This window comes from Pelomonas sp. Root1217 (genome assembly GCF_001425705.1).
Classification (GTDB): domain Bacteria; phylum Pseudomonadota; class Gammaproteobacteria; order Burkholderiales; family Burkholderiaceae_C; genus Pelomonas.
Genome location: NZ_LMDC01000028.1, coordinates 719,662 through 732,666, shown reverse-complemented (window position 1 = coordinate 732,666; position 13,005 = coordinate 719,662). Strand labels below are relative to the sequence as shown.

At 66.7% G+C, this 13,005-nt stretch carries 16 protein-coding genes; 4 read left to right on the top strand and 12 right to left on the bottom strand.

What is annotated here, in order from left to right:
• The first annotated feature begins 22 nt into the window (after positions 1–22).
• Positions 23–379: an MmcQ/YjbR family DNA-binding protein gene (locus tag ASC95_RS23335; RefSeq protein WP_057300064.1), complete on the top strand. Its 357-nt coding sequence runs from the start codon at positions 23–25 to the stop codon at positions 377–379.
• Here ASC95_RS23335 and ASC95_RS23330 read toward each other — a convergent pair.
• The 4 genes from ASC95_RS23330 to ASC95_RS23315 are packed head-to-tail and all read right to left on the bottom strand — an operon-like array spanning position 376 to position 3,807.
• Entirely contained in the window at positions 376–1,095 is a 720-nt protein-coding gene (locus ASC95_RS23330) for a GntR family transcriptional regulator (protein ID WP_057300063.1), read from the bottom strand. The genes ASC95_RS23335 and ASC95_RS23330 overlap by 4 nt on opposite strands.
• A 57-nt stretch (positions 1,096–1,152) precedes the next feature.
• Positions 1,153–1,974 carry an ABC transporter ATP-binding protein gene (locus ASC95_RS23325; protein ID WP_057300062.1) on the bottom strand — a complete coding sequence of 274 codons (822 nt, stop codon included), beginning with the start codon at positions 1,972–1,974 and terminating at the stop codon, positions 1,153–1,155.
• A gap of 2 nt (positions 1,975–1,976) precedes the next feature.
• Positions 1,977–2,816 carry an ABC transporter permease gene (locus ASC95_RS23320; protein ID WP_082568038.1) on the bottom strand — a complete coding sequence of 280 codons (840 nt, stop codon included), beginning with the start codon at positions 2,814–2,816 and terminating at the stop codon, positions 1,977–1,979.
• 4 nt (positions 2,817–2,820) lie between these two features.
• Positions 2,821–3,807, bottom strand: a complete 987-nt coding sequence (locus tag ASC95_RS23315; protein ID WP_057300061.1) for an ABC transporter substrate-binding protein — start codon at positions 3,805–3,807, stop codon at positions 2,821–2,823.
• Between the two features lie 414 nt (positions 3,808–4,221).
• Between ASC95_RS23315 and ASC95_RS23310 the strand changes: the two genes are divergently transcribed.
• On the top strand, positions 4,222–4,518 hold the full coding sequence (locus tag ASC95_RS23310) for an autorepressor SdpR family transcription factor (protein ID WP_057300060.1): 297 nt from the start codon (positions 4,222–4,224) through the stop codon (positions 4,516–4,518).
• The gene (locus ASC95_RS23305; RefSeq protein WP_200960191.1) at positions 4,515–4,892 is read left to right on the top strand and encodes a hypothetical protein; all 378 of its coding nucleotides are present in this window, start codon (positions 4,515–4,517) and stop codon (positions 4,890–4,892) included. Before ASC95_RS23310 ends, ASC95_RS23305 begins: the two co-directional genes overlap by 4 nt.
• Here ASC95_RS23305 and ASC95_RS23300 read toward each other — a convergent pair.
• From ASC95_RS23300 to ASC95_RS23285, 4 genes are read right to left on the bottom strand one after another with little or no spacing between them, the layout of a single operon-like run.
• Positions 4,876–5,433: a hypothetical protein gene (locus ASC95_RS23300; protein ID WP_157256466.1), complete on the bottom strand. Its 558-nt coding sequence runs from the start codon at positions 5,431–5,433 to the stop codon at positions 4,876–4,878. The genes ASC95_RS23305 and ASC95_RS23300 overlap by 17 nt on opposite strands.
• Before the next feature lie 51 nt (positions 5,434–5,484).
• A complete protein-coding gene (locus tag ASC95_RS23295) occupies positions 5,485–5,817 on the bottom strand; it encodes a hypothetical protein (RefSeq protein ID WP_057300058.1) in 333 nt (110 codons plus the stop codon).
• Complete coding sequence (locus ASC95_RS23290) at positions 5,814–6,377, bottom strand: RNA polymerase sigma factor (protein ID WP_057300057.1); 564 nt, start codon at positions 6,375–6,377, stop codon at positions 5,814–5,816. Before ASC95_RS23290 ends, ASC95_RS23295 begins: the two co-directional genes overlap by 4 nt.
• On the bottom strand, positions 6,374–6,793 hold the full coding sequence (locus ASC95_RS23285; protein WP_056195572.1) for a DUF6249 domain-containing protein: 420 nt from the start codon (positions 6,791–6,793) through the stop codon (positions 6,374–6,376). The genes ASC95_RS23290 and ASC95_RS23285 overlap by 4 nt, the downstream gene beginning before the upstream one ends.
• A gap of 249 nt (positions 6,794–7,042) precedes the next feature.
• Here ASC95_RS23285 and ASC95_RS23280 point away from each other — a divergent pair, with 249 nt between their 5' ends.
• A complete protein-coding gene (locus tag ASC95_RS23280) occupies positions 7,043–7,687 on the top strand; it encodes a hypothetical protein (RefSeq protein ID WP_057300056.1) in 645 nt (214 codons plus the stop codon).
• Between the two features lie 108 nt (positions 7,688–7,795).
• Here the strand turns inward: ASC95_RS23280 and ASC95_RS30145 are convergent, their stop codons facing one another.
• From ASC95_RS30145 to ASC95_RS23260, 4 genes are all read right to left on the bottom strand, one after another.
• On the bottom strand, positions 7,796–8,242 hold the full coding sequence (locus ASC95_RS30145) for a CAP domain-containing protein (RefSeq protein WP_200960190.1): 447 nt from the start codon (positions 8,240–8,242) through the stop codon (positions 7,796–7,798).
• A gap of 304 nt (positions 8,243–8,546) precedes the next feature.
• Complete coding sequence (locus tag ASC95_RS23270) at positions 8,547–8,924, bottom strand: VOC family protein (protein WP_057300055.1); 378 nt, start codon at positions 8,922–8,924, stop codon at positions 8,547–8,549.
• A 250-nt stretch (positions 8,925–9,174) separates the two neighbouring features.
• The gene (locus ASC95_RS23265) at positions 9,175–11,508 is read right to left on the bottom strand and encodes an ATP-dependent DNA helicase (RefSeq protein ID WP_057300054.1); all 2,334 of its coding nucleotides are present in this window, start codon (positions 11,506–11,508) and stop codon (positions 9,175–9,177) included.
• Complete coding sequence (locus ASC95_RS23260; protein ID WP_057300053.1) at positions 11,505–12,713, bottom strand: DNA polymerase IV; 1,209 nt, start codon at positions 12,711–12,713, stop codon at positions 11,505–11,507. The genes ASC95_RS23265 and ASC95_RS23260 overlap by 4 nt, the downstream gene beginning before the upstream one ends.
• Positions 12,714–13,005: the final 292 nt, after the last annotated feature.

Genomic DNA, 13,005 nt, shown 5'->3' with positions numbered 1-13,005 from the left:
AACGCGAACCCGTCCAAACACCATGAGCTTTTCAGCCCTCGCCAAATACGCCATGGAACTGCCCGGCGCCACGCAGGACATCAAATGGGGCGCCGATTGGGTGGCCAGTGTCGGCGGCAAGATGTTCTTCGTCGGCGGGCCACACCCCGGCAAGTGGACGCATTGCAGCTTCAAGGTCGACGAGCACCGTTTCCTGGAGCTGACCGGTGTGCCCGGCATCGCGCCCGCGCCTTACGCTGCGCGGTATCACTGGGTGGCGGTGGAGGATGCGAAGGCGCTGCCCTTGGCGGAGCTCAAGGCGCTGGTGAAGCGCTCGCATGGGTTGGTGGCTGCCAAGCTGCCGAAGAAGCTCCGGTTGAGCCTGGGCATCGAGGCCTAGCGCGCCGCCGACTTCTCCCGCGCCTCGTGCAGCGTGGCGAGCGTGATCTTGCGCACCTCGGCCTTGCTCTGCTCGACATGGCTGCGCAGCAGCAACTGGGCCTGCTCGACCTTGCGCTGCATGACCGCTCGCAGGATCTTGGCGTGCTCGGCGTAGGTGGCCTCGATGCGGTGGCCGCGCGTGAAATCCAGGTGGCGGATGATGCGGATCTGCTCGGTCACGTCCCAGTGCACACGGGCCATCTCGGCATTGCCTGCCGCCCTCACCAGCGTGGCGTGGAAGGCCTCGTCAAGCTGGCCCACCTCGCGCGCATCGCTCAGGCGCTCGGCGGCGGGGATGAGCCAGATGGCCTTCAGCGACTCCAGCTCGGGCGGCGGCGTGCCGGTGTGGGCGCACAGCCGTGACACCGCTGCCAGCTCCAGGATCACGCGCAGGTCGTAGAGCTGCTCCAACCGGCCGAAATCGATCGGCCGCACGCACCACCCCGACTTGGCCTCGACGTCGAGAAAGCCCTCGTTGCGCAACCTGAACAGTGCCTCGCGCACCGGCGTGCGGCTGACGCCCAGGCGCAGGCCCAGTTCGGCCTCCGAGAAGCGGTCGCCCGGCACGAGCTGGAAGTCGTTCAGCTCGGCCTTGAGCCGGGCGTAGACCTGCTCGGCCAGATTGGGACGGCCGGCACGCGGCGCGCTGGCAGAAGAGTCGACGATAGCCCGCATGCCGGCGATCTTAGCCAGCGGGCGGCGTGAGCAAGCTGTTCTGCTCGGCGAGCATGTTCAACGCCGCACCTCGCGCTGGAAGATCTCCAGGCTCTGCTTCTTGGCCGTGATGAAGCTGGGCTCCGACAAGGTGGCCACCGTGCGCGGCCGCGGGTCCTCGTACTTCAGGATCTCGGCCACGCGGGTCGGCCGCTTGGTCAGCAGCAGCACCTCGTCGGCAAGGTACACGGCCTCCTCCAGGTCGTGCGAAACCAGCATCATGGTCGTGCCTGTCTGCATGAACACCTCTTGCAGCTTCTCGCGGATGAACAGCGTCATCTCGAAGTCCAGCGCCGAGAAGGGCTCGTCCAGGAACAGCACCTCGGGGCCGGGCGCCAGCGCCCGCATGATGGACGCCGTCTGCTGCTGCCCGCCCGACAGCTCGTAAGGGTAGCGGTGCAAGTCGAACTTGACGTCGAAGCTCTCCACCAGCTCGGCCATGCGGCGGTCCACTTCGGCCTTGCTGCGGCCTTCCATCTTCAGCGGGTAGGCGATGTTGTCGATGGTGCGCATCCACGGGAACATTGCCTCGCGGTAGTTCTGGAAGACGTAGCCGATCTTGGTGTCGCGCAAGTTCTTGCCGTCGAACAGGATCTGCCCCGAGTCGATGGGGATGAGCCCCGCGATCATGTTGATCAGCGTGCTCTTGCCGCAGCCGTTGGGGCCGAAGACCGAGACGATCTTGTGCTTGGGGATGTCTAGGTTGAAGTCCTCGTACAGCGGCCATCCGGCGAAGTATTTCGTCAGGCCGCGGATGGTGATGTGGGTGCCTGAAGGGCCGGGCTGGAAGGGCCGCACGGGCACGTCGGCGACGACGGGGGCATTGAGTACGGCATTCATGCTTACCTTCCATTCCAATGGACGATCTTGCGTTCCAGCACCAGGAACAGGATGTTGAGCACATAGCCCAGGATGCCCGCGGCCAGGATGGCGGCGTACATGGTCTTCACGTTGAGCACCTGCTGGGCGTCGATGATGCGGTGGCCCAGGCCGTTGTCCGAGCCGATGAACATCTCGGCCACGACGACGATGACGAGCGCCATCGACACGGCCGAGCGCAGGCCCACGAAGCTGGGCTGCAGGCTCTCCCACACCAGCACGTCCTTGAAGATCTGCCAGCGCGAGGCGCCCATCACCTTGGCCGCCATGACGCGCTGCTTGCGCGCGTTGATGACGCCATAGGCACTGTTGAACACGACGATGAGCAGCGCGCCGAAAGCCGCGATGGCGATCTTGTTGATGTCCGACACGCCGAAGATCAGCAGGAACAGCGGGATGAGTGCCGACGAGGGCGTGGAGCGGAAGAAGTCGATCAGGAACTCGACGCTGCGGTAGGCGCGCTCGTTGCTGCCCAGCAGCACGCCCAGCGGCACGCCGATGACGGCGGCGATCAGGAAGGCCTGCACCGTGCGCCACACCGTGGTGGCGAAATCCAGCAGCAGCGGCCCGCCGGCCAGGCCGACGACGAGGGTCTGGAGCGTGTCCAGCGGCGGCGGCAGCAGGATGGGCCGGATCAGGCCGAGGCGCACCACCAGATCCCAGATGATGAAGAGGATCAGCGGGCCGATGAACGGCAGCAGCTTGGCGACGTTGAAGCGCGGCAGGCGCACGGCCGGTTGGCCGTCGGCGACGGGTGCGCGCCAGGGCTGGGCAGCGGCGGGGGTGGGGTCCACGATGGTCATGGCCTCATGCCTTGTAGATCAGGGTCGTGACGTCCAGCTTCTTCTCGAACACGCCCTTCTCGGTGAAGAGATCGAAGAACTTCTGGAAGGCCGCCACGTCGCTGGGCGTGAACTCGTTGTAGAGCATGTAGGAGGCCAGCGGCACCTCGCCGGTCAGCGGGCCTTCGATGGCCGTGTAGCCCTTCAGGAAGGCGCGCGCCTGGGCCGGGTCCTTGCGCACGAGGTCGATGCCGCGGGCATAGGCGGCGATGTACTTCTTGGTCTCGGCAGGGTGCTTCTTGATGAATTCGGTCGTCAGCGTGGCCGAGCCTCCATGCCAGGGTGCCAGCGGGTCGCCGAGGATGTACTTGGCGATGACGCCAGCTTCCAGCACGCGCGTCGTGCCGTTGAGCCGGCCCACGGTGCCGGTGGGTTCCAGGGTGTAGACGGCGTCCACCTGGCCGGCTGCGAGTGCGGCCACGTGCTGGCCGATGGGCAACTCGGTCACCGTCGTGCCCGGCGCGCCGGCGCGCTCCAGCACGGCCATGGCCAGCGTCTTGTTCTGGATGCCGGGGCCGCTGGCGACGCGTTTGCCCTTCAGCTCGGCCAGCGTCTTGACGGGGCTGTCCTTGGGCACGAGGAACTGGTCGAGCACGTACTTCTGGTTGCTCGGGTTGGTGGCGATGATCTTGAACAGGCCCGGCGAAGCAATCTCGCCCACGCCCAGGTTGCCCGACCCAGTGCCGTTGGAGCTGCCGTCGCAGCGGCCGGCCAGCATGGCCTCCATCACCTGCTGGGCGCCAGCGAACTTGAGCGCCTCCACGTCCAGCCCGGCCTCCTTGAAGTAACCTTTTTCCACTGCCGCGTAGAACGGCAGCCCGGCCGCTACCGGCCAGTAGCCGATGCGGATCTTGGGCGTCTGGGCGCGCACCAGTGCGGGCGCGCCCAGCGTGGCAACGGCGGCGGCCGCGCCCAGCAAGGTGCGGCGCTGGGGTTTGAACGAATCGGTCATGGTCGGCTCCTTGGGTGATTGAGAAGGGTCAGGGCGCTGCTCGGGTTGGCCATGTGAGCCCGCCTGCCACGGCGAGGTGCACCCAGGCATGCACGCCCACCAACTCACGGGGCGACGCGCCGTCCAGGTAGGCCCGGTGCCAGTCTCCAAGGGTCAGAAGGCTTCGCTCTGTCATGGTGCACGTATTGGTATACCAATCGGTACTCCAGCATCAAGCGTGCCAATCATTGCGTGCCAGCCTTTGCGCTGGCTCTGCGTTGGGCGTACCGGGCGTCGCTCGGTGCGCCGCCTTTTGGCGGACCTTCATATGGCCTTCGCGGCCGGGATCACATGCCTCGCCGTGGGGCGTTGATGCACCAGTCGGCGGTGCCGGGTGCCCTTGACACGTTTCGATGATTAGCTAATCATCAAGTCATGAACAAGGTTTTCAAAGCACTTTCCGACCCGACCCGTCGCCAGGTGCTGCAGCTCCTGAGGCAGGGCCCCTTGAGCGCCGGCGAACTGAGCGACCAGTTCAATGTCTCCAAGCCCACGATGTCGGCGCACTTCACCGTGCTGAAGGAAGCCGACCTCGTTCACGCCGAGAAGGCGGGCAAGTCCGTCCTGTATCACCTGAAGCTGTCCGTGCTCGAAGAAGCACTGCTGGGCTTCGTCCATTCGTTCAGCCCGAGCGCCGACGCGCCGGAACCCAAGAAGGAGATCGCGCGATGAAAGCTGATCTGATTGCAGGCCTTGCGTGGGGCGGCGGCATCATCGCCGTGGCGCTGGGCATGACCTGGGCGCGCAAGCTGGGCTTTGCGGACGGCGACGCCGTCACCCGGGTGGTCATTGCCATGAATGGGCTCATGATTGCCTGGTACGGCAACCGCATGCCCAAGCGCTTCTTCCCCAGCGAGCTGGCCCGCAAGGTCAACCGGCTCGGCGGCTGGTCCATCACGATCAGCGGACTTGTCTATGTCGCCTTGTGGGCGTTCGCCCCCATCCCGGTAGCCGTCGCGGCCGGTTCCGCCGCGGTGCTGGCGGGGGTGGCTGTGCCCGTGGCCTATTGCCTGTCGCAGCGGGGCAAGTTCAAGAGTGCGGCTTGAGCGTGGGAATCTGCTCGATTGCGTTGAGTGCTGCGATGGCGGGGTAGGTTTGAAGGGTGGGGAAGCAACTGCGGTAGTAGCAGTCCCAATAGCTCGTAGCCCGCCGTCTTGTGGTCGCCATGAACTTTGGGTTCTGCATCGCAAAGTCAGCGAATTGTGCAGCGTTCATTTTGGGAAAAGCAGCAGCAATCACTTCCACGATCTCAACGACGTACTCGCCAATCAGCTCGACGACAAAGGGAACGATCCATGGACGATCAACGGCAAATAGCTGCCGCACGCATTCCTCGCGAACGTATCCATCCCAGTGCCTCGTCCCGAGGCTGAGTGCAAGTGTTTTTTCGTCGCCAGTTGACCTGGCGATCACCGACCGAAGTTCGCCGGGCGGGTAGTAGACGCGGTAGGGAGCAGAGAGCAACTCTCCCTGTACAAGGGCTCTAAATCCTTGCAATGCTGGCGCAAACTCCACAGTGGAAAATGCGCGCAATAGTGCTGACGCGGCCGGCTGCAATGCGGCAGGGAAGATGGGTTGGTATGTCATGAACGCAGCCATTACGTTACTGCGGCTTGAGCGACCTGGAGATTCCGCGATTCACCCACGACTCCATCGACTCGGAATCGACCAAAAGACCAGCAGCCCCACCAGCGTCACCGCGCCCACCACACGCGGCGTATCCAGTGGGTCATTCGCGCCCGCCAGCAGCGCCGCCGTGCCGAGCGCTGCAGCGCTGATTGCCAACCACTGCGCCCGCCTGACCCACCGCGCCCAGCGGCGCTGCTGAGGTGAAATGCCTTTCGGCGCCAGAGCCGTCATCACCCGCAGGCTGAAGCCGTCGTCATCGGGGTCGCCGTCCTCCTGCAACTGCTGCCGCAGCGCGTCATCAAAAACAGCGTCGTCGTCGTGATTCGTGTTGGGAATCGTCATGGCGTGGGCTCCCATGCTTGCAGTTGCGCGCGCAGCTTGGCCTTGGCGCGCAGCACTTGTGTCTTGACCGTGCCGAGCGGCCAGCCCAGCACGAGGGCGGCTTCGGCGTGGCTGAGGTCGGCGCCGTAGCAGAGCAGCAGCGCATGGCGCTGGGCCTCGCTGAGATCGGCCATGGCGCGGTCGAGGTCGAGGCGCCAATCGGCACCTGGGGCGAAGTCGCTGTGCGCCCCGACCTCGGGCGGCGTGTCGTCCAGCAGCGGCAGGGTCGGCCTCTCGGCCGACAACGCGGAATAGGCCAGCCGCGTCAGCCAGGTGCGAAAGCGCGCCTCGCCGCGGAACTTGGGCAGGGCACGCCAGGCGCGAACGAAAGCCTCCTGCGCCAGGTCATCGGCGCGGCCCAGGTCGCCTTTGCAGACGCGGCCGAGCAGCTTGCGCAGATAGCCCTGGTGGGCCTGCACGAGGGCGGCGAAGGCCGTGCGGTCGCCGGCGGCGGCACGAGCCACCAGGCGATCCTCTTGCAGGACCGCCTCGGTCGGCGCGGCGGGGACGCCGGAGGTCACGGTTGCGGGGATTGCGGCGGTTGCTGCTTGCGTTCAACGGCCCAGTACACCGCCAGTCCCAGCCCCAGGAACAGCGGAATCAGGCCGATGCTCCACAGCCAGGCGCCCGGCATCATGGCGTTGAACATGCCCATCAGGCCCAGGCCGACGCCGATGTTGATGACGGCAGGCACGAGGATGCGGTTGGGGTTGGCCTGGTCGCGCTTGGCGCGGTGCCAGTCGCTGTCCTGCACGTCGCCCAGCAGCTCGGGCGGGATGGGCTGGCCGGCGCGGGCCAGCTCGCGGATAGTCTCGTGGCGCTGCCGCTCGGTGTGCGCCTTGCCCAGGTAGTGGGCGACGATGGCGACGATCGGAATCAGCAGCGACAGGATGGGGATCATCAGCGGGCTGATTTCCTGAAAGCGGTCGAAGAACATGGGCGGGCTCCAGGGAAATGGGTGGATGGTGCTTCCTTGGAGCGGCTGGCCGCGACGTTTGGATTCAGCAAGCGAAGAAAAAGCGCGCGTGCACCCCTTGAGTTGAGGGTTTTTGAATGTCAAAGAAATTTACACCCCTAGTTCAAACTAGGGGCATGACGTCGTCAACCTATTGATTTTTAAGGGATTCGCTGCTTGGCATGGCTGTTGCATTGTGAAGATCATTGAAATTCCTTGAGGAGATCCGCCATGAAGTCCATTCCCGTCGCAGCTGCAATCCTGGCGGCCTCCCTTTGCAGCGTGGCAAACGCCGGCATCGTGTTCACGTTCACGGAAGCCGGCGCTGACGTGCACATGAACTCCTCGGGCACCATCGACACCAGCAAACTGGTGTTGCAGCAGAACGTTTCGGGCTGGGGCGGCACGGGCGTCGAGGAGAACGGCAACCATGACATCATGGGCGGCACGTCCGTCGGCGGCGTGAACATGTCCTTCGGTTTCCACGCCGGCACCGATTTCTCGGCATGGTCCGCTGCGAACGGCCCCTGGGCCCAATCCAGCTTCAACACGACGGTCGACGCTGGTCACAAGGGCTTCACCACCTACGTTCGCCCCGTCAGCACCCAGCTTCCGGGCATCGGTATCGAGCGCGAAGACCTGGAAGGCACGTTCTGGTCGCCCGATCAAGCCTGGACTTTCCATAACGCCTCGTTCGCCTCCCTGCAGATGTTTGCCGGCACCTACACCGTGACCGACGCGCAGACCGGTGAGTTCATCACCTTCCAGATCGGCGCGGCCGGCAACCAGTTGCCCGAGCCCGACGCGGCGGCCCTGGTCGGCCTCGCCCTGCTGGGTGCCTACGCTGCTCGTCGCGCCAAGGCAAAGAAGGCCTGACCCCTCGGTTCGGTCAACGAGCCACGAAGGCGAGTCGCAAAGACTCGCCTCTTGGCTTTTTCGTTGTTGGTTGACCGACTCGACGATTCAACCCCGCGAGTCCGGAACCTATCGCGGCGTGCCGAAGTCCTGTGTCCAATAGCTGCGGTAGGTGGTGCTGGCGTTGCCCGCCACGCAGGCCACGCCGATGTCGCGGAAGGTCGCGTTCATCAGATTGGCGCAATGGCCGTCGCTTTTCATCCAGCCGTCCACCACCTCGGCCACGCTGGACTGGCCGGCGGCGATGTTCTCGCCCAGGCTGCTCCACACATAGCCAGCGGCGGACGCGCGGGTGCCGAGGGTGCTGCCATCGCTGCCAGTGTGGCTGAAGAAGTTGTGCGTGACCATGTCGTCGCTGTGCGCCACCGCGGCCTGGGTCAACGCGGCGTTCCAGGTCAGGTCAGGCGCCGGGCCGAAGGCACCCTGTGCGCCACAGGTGGCGCCACTGCGGCGACGGGCGTTGACGGCCGCCAGCATTTCGTCCTGGAAGTTGGCGAGATTGCAGGTGATGCGCATTCCGGCGACTGGCGGTGCTGGTGCCGGGGCTGGCGCTGGAGCAGGGGAGGGAGCAGGGGGCGTTGTCGGCGTCGTGGTGGCTGAGTCGGACCCACCGCCGCCGCAGCCGGCCAGCGAAACCAGCGTCGCCACAGCGAGAGGCGCCAGGCGGGACGCTGTCGCGCGAGTGGGTGAGGGTGGCGCGGGGAGGTGGCTCATAGGCCCGCAGCGTGGCACGCCTTGATCTCGTGCCGGTTACCGGGTGCAGCCCGCCAGAGCCGGCTCGCAACATCCCTACACAAAGAGGGCGAGGGCGAGGGCGATGTCAGGCCGCGGGCGCATGGCAGACCGCTTCGATGTTGTGCCCGTCCGGGTCGACGACGAAGGCAGCGTAGTAGGTGGCGTGGTACTTCGGCCGCAGGCCCGGCGGGCCGTTGTCCTTGGCACCGGCCGCCAACGCCTCGCGATAGAAGTCATCGACCTGCTGGCGCGTCTGCGCCATGAAGGCGAGGTGCAGATGGGCCGGCTTCTCCTGGGTCTCGAACAGGCACAGGCTGGTCACCTGGCCCTGGATGACGAGCTCGATGCCGTAGCTCGGCTCGCCTTGCGCGCCCGCTGTGACGCCGAGTGGCGCTAGCGCTTTGAGATAGAAAGCCTTGCTCGTGGCGAAGTCGCTGACGCCGAACTTGACGTGGTCAAACATGAAAACAACTTTACCCCTCGCCCATTCCCGCGCCGCTGAACGCGCGCGTGCTTGGTCGGTCTTGCAGACCGCGCTACGGCAGTGCCGTAGCCCTTCGGCACGCACAACACGCCCACTGGGCGTGTTGTGTCCGGCCTCAGCCCCCGGGGGGACGCCCCCGCTTGCGGCGTCGAGCCGCAGTCGGCGGCAAGCGAGCCGGCTCGGGGGCGGCCCAGCGCTCGGCCCGGAATGCGGGCGTGGGTGCGCCGCTCTACAGCTGCCACCAGCCCGGCAACAAGGCCCGCACTTCGGGCCGGGCATAGCGCTTGTCCAGCAGCCACACCCAGCCGCGGTCGTCCACGGAGCGCAGCACGCGGCCGGCGGCCTGCACGACCTTCTGCATGCCGGGCACGAGGTCGGCATAGCCGTGGTCGGCGCCGAACAGGGTGTCCAGGCGCTCGCGCACCTGGTCCTGCAGCGGTGACACCGGCGGCAGGCCGAGGGTGGCGATGAAGGCGCCGATGAGGCGCGTGCCGGGTAGGTCCACGCCTTCGGCGAAGGCGCCGCCCAGCACGGCGAAGCCGATGCCGCGGCCGCCCTCCACGAAGCGGTCCAGAAAGGCGCGCCGTGCCGCGTCGCCCATGGCACGCGACTGGTTCCACTGCACGACCTGCGGGTGGCGCAGCGCCAGGCGCGCCGAGGCCTTGTCGAGGTAGTCGAAGCTGCTGAAGAACGCGAGGTAATTGCCGGGATGCTCGGTGAACTGCCGGGCGAGCAGGTCCACCAGCGCGTCCAGCGATGCGTGGCGATGCTCGTAGCGCGTGGACAGGCGGTGGGCCACCTGCACGGTCAGGTGCTCGGGCGGGAAGGGCGCGGGCACGTCGATCCAGGCGGTGTCCTCGGGCATGCCGAGCAACTGGCGCTGGTAGTCGGGCGGCCCGAGCGTGGCCGAGAACAGCGTGACGCTGCTGAGCCCCTCGAAGCGCTCCTTCAGGAATGCACCGGGCACGATGTTGCGGATGGAGAGCAGCACGTCCTGGCCGTCGCTGGCGTCGTCCTCTTCATCGTCGTCGCCGAGCAGCGAGAGGTTGCGCGGTGCATCGAGCGCCGGCGCGGGCCGTGCGGGCGTCGCGCTGCGCTGCAGGTCGCAGATCGAATGGGCATCAAAACGGTCCAGCAGGCGTTGCAGGCCCAGCACCTCGAAATAGAACTGCAGCATGGGGCCGACGTCGAGCGGGTGGTTCTGCACGTGTTCGCCCAGCACGACGTTGACGCGTTGCAGGGCCTCGGCAAGGGCATCGGGCACGGTGTCCAGCGCCTGGTAGTCGCCTTGCTGGCGGCGGCCCAGCGTGGCCAGTTCCTTGGCCAGTCGCCGCAGTGGCACGCGGAGGCTGGCGGGCGCTTCGGCGATGACTTCGCGCACGCGCGCCAAGCTGAGGCTGACGCTGTACATGTCCCGCGCCCGGTCGATGAGGTTGTGGGCCTCGTCCACCAGCAGCGCCAGCTTCCAGCCCTGGGCCTGCGACAGGCCATAGAGTTGGCCATAGGGGTCGAAGGCGTGGTGCACGTCGCCTACCACCACGTCGGCCCAGCGCAGCAGTTCCTGGCCGAGGTAGTAGGGGCAGACGTCATGCTGCAGCGCGATGCGGCGCTGGGTGGCCGGGTCCAGCCAGGCGATCTGCACGGCCTCGGCGCGGGCGGCGGGCAGCTTGTCGTAGAAGCCGTTCGCCAGCGGGCAGGCGTCGCCATGGCAGGCCTTGGTCGGGTGCTCGCAGGCCTGCTCCTTGGCCACCAGCGTCAGCACGCGCAGCGACTTTGTCGGCGTGCTGTCCCGCAACGCATGCAGGGCCTCCAGCGCGGTGATGCGGCCGGTGCCCTTGCAGGTCATGTAGCCGATCTTGTCCAGCTGCTGCAGCGGCATGGCGCGCAGCAACGGGTATAGCGTGCCCAGGGTCTTGCCGATGCCCGTGGGCGCCTGGGCCAGCAGGCAGCGTCCCTTGGTCGCGACGCGATACACGGCTTCGGCCAGCAGGCGCTGGCCGGGGCGCAACTCACCCTTGGGAAAGGGCAAGGCGCTCAAGCCTGCGTCGCGTGCCTTGCGGTGCTCGGCCTCCTGCCACGCCCAGGCCTCGAACTGGCGGCAGCGCAATTCGAAAGCGGCTTGCAGCGCGCTGGCCGTCACCTTCTCGCGCAGCACGGTCTCGTTCTGCGTGTCGGCATCGACGTAGACGAGAGCCAGTTCCAGCTCGCTCAGGCCGCGGTCGGCGGCAATCAGCGCGCCGTAGGTTTGCAGCTGGGCCCAGTGCAGGGCGCGGCGGTTGTCGGGAATGGCCTCGACCGGCCCGCGGATGGTCTTGATCTCCTCGAGCCGGTTCACGTCGGCCTCGTAGCCGTCGGCCCGCCCGCGCACGCGCAGGTTGCCGTGGACGGCCTCCAGCGGCAGCTCGGTCTCGTAACCCGGCGAGCGGCGCGCGAGCACGGCCATCTGGCCGGCCTGGCCCTCCAGCGCCGTGGCCGAGGGCGTGAAGCGGCGGTCCAGGCTGCCGCGCTTGGCGGTGAACTCGCACAGGCTGCGTACGGAGACGCTGTATTGCCAATCGCTCAAAACAGGCTCAGGTTGTCGGGCGCGGCGAGGGGCTCGGCGCGCGCCACGGCGGGCGCTGCCTGCACCTCGCTGGTATGCACGAGGTTGCCGATGCGCACGCCCATCAGCCTCAAGCGCTTGTCGAACTTGACGCGCTTCAGGCACAGGCCCACCGCATGGCGGATGTCGGTGGCGCTGGCGATGGGGAGCTTGAGCGTCTGGTCGCGAGTGACGGTGACGAAGCCTTCGAAGCGCAGCTTGATGCCCACCGTTTTGCCGGCGTAGTGCTTGCGGGCCAGGTCGCGCGACAGGCTTTCGCACAGCTCGTCCATGATGCCGCCGAGCAGGGCACGGTCGTGCACGGCGCTCAGGTCGCGCTCGAAGGTCGTCTCGCGGCTGATGGAGACGGGCTCGCTGTGCGTGACGACGGGCCGCGAGTCCCGCCCGTGCGAGGCGGCGTGCAGCCACTGGCCATAGCTGTCGCCGAACTGCTCGACCAGCCAGGCCGGGTCGGCGGCGGCGATGTCGCCCACGGTCTCCAGGCCGAGCTTGACGAGCCTGTCGCCCGCCTTGGGACCGATGCCGTTGATCTTGCGCGCGCCCAGCGGCCAGACACGCGTGGGGATGTCGTCCAGCGTCAGCACGCTGATGCCGTCGGGCTTGTCCAGCTCGCTGGCGATCTTGGACAGCAGCTTGTTGGGCGTGACGCCGATGGAGCAGGTCAGGCCGGTGGCACGGCCGACCGAGTTCTTGATCTCGCGGGCCACCGCCTTCACGCCGCCCAGCGGGTCGTGGCCGACGGCGTCGCGCACGCCGGGCACGTCGGTCAGGTCGATGTAGATCTCGTCGATGCCGCGGTCCTCGATGACCGGAGCCACCTCGGCGACGGCGGCCTTGAAGAGGCGTGAGTACTTGCGGTAGGAATCGAAGTCCGCTGGCAGCAGGATGGCGTCGGGCGCGCGCAGGGCGGCTTTCATCAGGCCCATTGCCGAGAACACGCCGAGGTCGCGCGCGGCATAGGTGGATGTCGTGACGACGCCGCGGCCGGTGTAGTCGCGCAGTTTGGAGTATTTCCAGCTGCCGTCTTCCAACTGCTGCGGCGCATCCGCCCGCCGGCCACCGATGACAACGGCCTCGCCCTTGAGCTGTGGATAGCGCAGCAACTCGACGGACGCATAGAAGGCGTCCATGTCGAGGTGGGCGATCCAGCGCTCCGGTTGATACATGCCTCGATTGTCACTGGGAAAAATTCCAGTGTATGGCGCATTGGCAGAATGCGGCCCCGCCGACCCATGCTGCTGGATGCCGATGCCGGTGTGACGCCGTTCTCGAAAGCCGTTCAGCGTGGCGAACCCGATACCTGATCGGCATCGGGCAGCTGTGCTGACGAGTCATTTCAGCGCAAGGACCTAACCCTAGGGTTTGCCGCATGTCGAGGGAATTTCCACTTTCGAACGTGGGGGTCATCTCACGGCGGCATGGACCGTCCGTCCTACTGGATCGTCCTACAAGCGGCCT

Excerpts from the sequence above, each read along its gene's own strand:
- ASC95_RS23335 (WP_057300064.1), top strand. The coding sequence starts at position 23 with ATGAGCTTTTCAGCCCTCGCCAAATACGCCATGGAACTGCCCGGCGCC.
- ASC95_RS23330 (WP_057300063.1), bottom strand. The coding sequence starts at position 1,095 with ATGCGGGCTATCGTCGACTCTTCTGCCAGCGCGCCGCGTGCCGGCCGT.
- ASC95_RS23325 (WP_057300062.1), bottom strand. The coding sequence starts at position 1,974 with ATGAATGCCGTACTCAATGCCCCCGTCGTCGCCGACGTGCCCGTGCGG.
- ASC95_RS23320 (WP_082568038.1), bottom strand. The coding sequence starts at position 2,816 with ATGACCATCGTGGACCCCACCCCCGCCGCTGCCCAGCCCTGGCGCGCA.
- ASC95_RS23315 (WP_057300061.1), bottom strand. The coding sequence starts at position 3,807 with ATGACCGATTCGTTCAAACCCCAGCGCCGCACCTTGCTGGGCGCGGCC.
- ASC95_RS23310 (WP_057300060.1), top strand. The coding sequence starts at position 4,222 with ATGAACAAGGTTTTCAAAGCACTTTCCGACCCGACCCGTCGCCAGGTG.
- ASC95_RS23305 (WP_200960191.1), top strand. The coding sequence starts at position 4,515 with ATGAAAGCTGATCTGATTGCAGGCCTTGCGTGGGGCGGCGGCATCATC.
- ASC95_RS23300 (WP_157256466.1), bottom strand. The coding sequence starts at position 5,433 with ATGACATACCAACCCATCTTCCCTGCCGCATTGCAGCCGGCCGCGTCA.
- ASC95_RS23295 (WP_057300058.1), bottom strand. The coding sequence starts at position 5,817 with ATGACGATTCCCAACACGAATCACGACGACGACGCTGTTTTTGATGAC.
- ASC95_RS23285 (WP_056195572.1), bottom strand. The coding sequence starts at position 6,793 with ATGTTCTTCGACCGCTTTCAGGAAATCAGCCCGCTGATGATCCCCATC.
- ASC95_RS23280 (WP_057300056.1), top strand. The coding sequence starts at position 7,043 with ATGAAGTCCATTCCCGTCGCAGCTGCAATCCTGGCGGCCTCCCTTTGC.
- ASC95_RS30145 (WP_200960190.1), bottom strand. The coding sequence starts at position 8,242 with ATGCGCATCACCTGCAATCTCGCCAACTTCCAGGACGAAATGCTGGCG.
- ASC95_RS23270 (WP_057300055.1), bottom strand. The coding sequence starts at position 8,924 with ATGTTTGACCACGTCAAGTTCGGCGTCAGCGACTTCGCCACGAGCAAG.
- ASC95_RS23260 (WP_057300053.1), bottom strand. The coding sequence starts at position 12,713 with ATGTATCAACCGGAGCGCTGGATCGCCCACCTCGACATGGACGCCTTC.